At 75.2% G+C, this 3,436-nt stretch carries 6 protein-coding genes; 5 read left to right on the top strand and 1 reads right to left on the bottom strand.

Annotated elements, in window-relative coordinates; all coding sequences use genetic code 11:
• Positions 1-169 precede the first annotated feature (169 nt).
• The 5 genes from rpsF (at position 170) to GTR00_RS17190 (ending at position 3,099) form a co-directional block, all read left to right on the top strand.
• A complete protein-coding gene (gene rpsF, locus GTR00_RS17170) occupies positions 170-466 on the top strand; it encodes a 30S ribosomal protein S6 (protein WP_166612803.1) in 297 nt (98 codons plus the stop codon).
• Positions 466-1,071, top strand: a complete 606-nt coding sequence (locus tag GTR00_RS17175; protein ID WP_166612804.1) for a single-stranded DNA-binding protein — start codon at positions 466-468, stop codon at positions 1,069-1,071. Before rpsF ends, GTR00_RS17175 begins: the two co-directional genes overlap by 1 nt.
• A 143-nt stretch (positions 1,072-1,214) precedes the next feature.
• Positions 1,215-1,451 (top strand): 30S ribosomal protein S18, encoded by a 237-nt coding sequence (gene rpsR / locus GTR00_RS17180; RefSeq protein ID WP_166612805.1) that lies wholly within the window; start codon positions 1,215-1,217, stop codon positions 1,449-1,451.
• 14 nt (positions 1,452-1,465) lie between these two features.
• Positions 1,466-1,918 (top strand): 50S ribosomal protein L9, encoded by a 453-nt coding sequence (rplI, locus tag GTR00_RS17185; RefSeq protein WP_166612806.1) that lies wholly within the window; start codon positions 1,466-1,468, stop codon positions 1,916-1,918.
• Positions 1,919-2,088: 170 nt separating this feature from the next.
• Complete coding sequence (locus GTR00_RS17190) at positions 2,089-3,099, top strand: iron-siderophore ABC transporter substrate-binding protein (RefSeq protein ID WP_323132563.1); 1,011 nt, start codon at positions 2,089-2,091, stop codon at positions 3,097-3,099.
• 47 nt (positions 3,100-3,146) lie between these two features.
• On the opposite strand, the gene GTR00_RS17195 is transcribed toward GTR00_RS17190, so the two are convergent.
• A partial coding sequence (locus GTR00_RS17195) for a riboflavin kinase (protein ID WP_205706048.1) occupies positions 3,147-3,436 on the bottom strand: 290 nt, incomplete at its 5' end.

Genomic DNA, 3,436 nt, shown 5'->3' on the forward strand with positions numbered 1-3,436 from the left:
GCGCGGCCGGTGTGGACGGCGGCGCCGGTGCGGGCGCCGGGCGGCAGGGTGGGTGCCCTGGGGCCGGTAGACTGTCGTGGTCCTGCGCCCGTCCACGGGTGCGGGCGACGCACCGAGACCCTCCTGCCACGGAGAGACCGTGGCCGCCTGAGACCGAAGGAGGTGGGGAATGAGCGCGCGTCAGTACGAGCTCATGGTGATCCTCGACGCGGAGCTGGAGGAGCGCACGGTCAGCCCGTCGCTCGAGCGGTTCCTCAACGTGGTCCGCCAGGGTGGTGGCGAGGTCGGCAAGGTCGACATCTGGGGCCGCCGCCGCCTGGCCTACGACATCAAGAAGAAGTCCGAGGGCATCTACGCCGTCGTCGAGCTCAACACCACGCCCGCCGTGGCGCAGGAGCTCGACCGCCAGCTGAACCTCAACGAGGCGGTGCTGCGGACGAAGCTGCTCCGCGCCGAGGCCGCCTGATGGCGGGGGAGACCGTCGTCACGCTGGTCGGCAACCTGACCAACGACCCCGAGCTGCGCTTCACCCCCTCCGGGGCGGCCGTGGCCAACTTCACCGTCGCGTCCACCCCCCGCACGTTCGACCGCCAGTCGAACGAGTGGAAGGACGGCGAGACGCTGTTCATGCGCTGCGCCATCTGGCGCGAGGCGGCGGAGAACGTCGCCGAGTCCCTCACGCGCGGCACCCGCGTGGTCGTCACCGGCCGCCTGCAGTCGCGCACCTTCGACACGAAGGAGGGCGAGAAGCGCACCGTCATCGAGATGCAGGTCGACGAGGTCGGCCCCTCGCTGCGCTACGCCACGGCGAAGGTCAACAAGACCTCCCGCGGCGGCGGTGGCGGCGGCGGCTTCGGCGGCGGTGGCAACTCCGGCGGCGGCGGCTTCGGCGGCGGTGGCAACTCCGGCGGCGGTGGCAACTCCGGCGGCGGTGGCGGCGGCTGGGGCGCGAGCTCCGGCGGCGGTCAGCAGCAGCAGGACGACCCGTGGGCCACCGGTCCCTCCGGCGGTGCCCCCGCCGGTGGTGGCGGCGGCTGGGGCGGCTCGTCCAACGACGACCCGCCGTTCTGACGGACCGTCCCCCGCAAGCACCCCCCAGGTCCTCCGGGGCCTGACCCTCGGTGCGCCGCGGCACCCGCCGCGGCCCGCCGAGCACCACGAACGACGTCATCCCGGGGCCGAACCCCGGGCTCTCACGAGAGGGGAGCACCACGATGGCCAAGGTGCCCGTGCGCAAGCCCAAGAAGAAGCAGAACCCGCTCAAGGCCGCCAAGATCGAGAGCGTCGACTACAAGGACACCGCGCTCCTGCGCAAGTTCATCTCCGACCGCGGCAAGATCCGCGCGCGTCGGGTGACGGGCGTGTCCGTGCAGGAGCAGCGCCAGATCGCCAAGGCGATCAAGAACGCCCGCGAGATGGCGCTGCTGCCCTACAGCAGCTCCGCCCGCTGAGGAGGGGGAACGACGTGAAGCTCATCCTCACCCACGAGGTGTCCGGTCTCGGCACGCCCGGTGACGTCGTCGAGGTCAAGGACGGCTACGGCCGCAACTTCCTGCTGCCCCGCAACCTGGCCACCCCGTGGACCAAGGGCGGCGAGAAGCAGGTCGAGTCGATCCGCAAGGCCCGCAAGGCCCGCGAGATCGCCAGCCTCGACGACGCCAAGGCCGTCAAGCAGTCGCTGGAGGCGCGCACCGTGGCCTACGCCGCGCGCGCGGGCCAGGGCGGCCGCCTGTTCGGCGCCGTGACCCCGGCCGACGTCGCGCTGGCCGTGACCGCCGCCGGCGGCCCCACGGTCGACAAGCGCAAGGTCGAGCTGCCCCAGCCGATCCGCACCGTCGGCGTGCACAAGGCGCTCGTGCGCCTGCACCCCGACGTCTCGGCGACCGTCACCATCGACGTCGTCGCGGCCCAGGGCTGAGCACCTCACCACCACGCCGGGGGCCGGTCGCGCGCTGCGCGGCCGGCCCCCGGTGCGTCCGGGACCGGGCGGGACCGGGCGCGCACCGCGGGCCCCGCCGGAGCCCGCCCCAGATGAGGTTAGGCTCTCCTCGTCCGGGCGCTGGGCCCGGCCGTCGACCAGGAGGTCCCGTGCTCCCGTCCCGCCGTGCCGTCGTCGTCTCCGCCGCCGCGGTCCTGGCCCTGGCCGCCTGCGGCTCCGGCGGCTCCGGCGACTCCCCGCAGGAGGGCGGCACGAGCACCGCGACCGGCGGCGCCGCCGGCGCCTTCCCCGCCACGGTGAGCACGAAGTTCGGCGACGTCACCCTCGACAGCGCCCCCCAGCGCGTCGTCGCCCTCGGCTGGGGCGACGCCGAGACCGCCCTGGCCCTGGGCGTGCAGCCCGTGGGCGCCTCCGACTGGCTGGCCTTCGGCGGCGAGGGCGTCGGGCCGTGGGCTCAGGGCCTCTACACCACCCCGCCGGAGATCATCGGCACCCTGGAGCCGTCCTACGAGGCCATCGCCGCCCTGGCCCCCGACCTCATCCTCGACGTCAAGAGCTCCGGCGACGCCGACCGCCACGCCAAGCTGTCGGCCATCGCCACGACCGTCGGCGTGCCCGAGGGCGCGGACTCCTACCTGACGAGCACCGAGCAGCAGGTGGCGATGATCGCCACCGCCCTCGGCCGCCCGCAGCAGGGCCAGGACCTCCTCGACGGCGTCCAGGAGGCCTTCGAGCGGGCCGCCGCCGCCCACCCGCACTGGGACGGGCGCACCGCCACCGCGGCCGTGCGCACCAGCCGCGGCTGGGGCGCCTACGTCGAGGGCAGCGAGCGCGTGCAGTTCCTCGAGCGGCTCGGCTTCGTGCAGAACCCCCGGGTCGCCGCCCTGCCGGTGGCCAGCAGCGGCTTCACCGTCGACGTCTCCGCCGAGCAGCTCAACCTCGTCGACGCCGACGTGGTCGTCGTCTTCCCCATCTCCATCCCCGAGACCGACATCACCGCCGACCCGGTGTGGCGGGCCGTGCCCGCCGTCGCGGACGGCCGCGCCGTCGTGCTGCCCCCGGACGTCTCCAGCGCCTACTCGCTGAGCACCGTGCTCTCCCTGGGCTACGCGCTGGAGCAGATCGTCCCGCGCCTGGAGCAGGCCCTGCCGGCCTCCTGAGCGCCCCCCGCGCGGTCCCCGGGGACCTCCCGTCCCCGGGGAGCCGCTCAGGCGCCCACGACCACGGGGCCGCCCAGCAGCCCGCCCAGGCCCGCGCCCAGCGCCCAGCGGCGCGTGGCGGCCACGTCCCGCTCCAGCTGGGCGGCCAGCTCGCCCGCCCCGCCGAAGGCCCGCTGCGGGCGCAGCGGCAGGTGCAGGGCCACGAGCAGCGCCCGGCCCACCAGGTCCACGTCCGCGTCCAGCAGGTGCACCCCCAGCACCCGCTCGCCCGCCGGCCCGCACACCGGCTCCCCCACCGACACCGTCGCCACGTGCACCGGCCCGCCGGGGGCGGGCC

The organism is Kineococcus indalonis (assembly GCF_009906395.1).
GTDB classification, from domain to species: Bacteria; Actinomycetota; Actinomycetes; order Actinomycetales; family Kineococcaceae; genus Kineococcus; species Kineococcus indalonis.

Excerpts from the sequence above, each read along its gene's own strand:
- rpsF (WP_166612803.1), top strand. The coding sequence starts at position 170 with ATGAGCGCGCGTCAGTACGAGCTCATGGTGATCCTCGACGCGGAGCTG.
- GTR00_RS17175 (WP_166612804.1), top strand. The coding sequence starts at position 466 with ATGGCGGGGGAGACCGTCGTCACGCTGGTCGGCAACCTGACCAACGAC.
- rpsR (WP_166612805.1), top strand. The coding sequence starts at position 1,215 with ATGGCCAAGGTGCCCGTGCGCAAGCCCAAGAAGAAGCAGAACCCGCTC.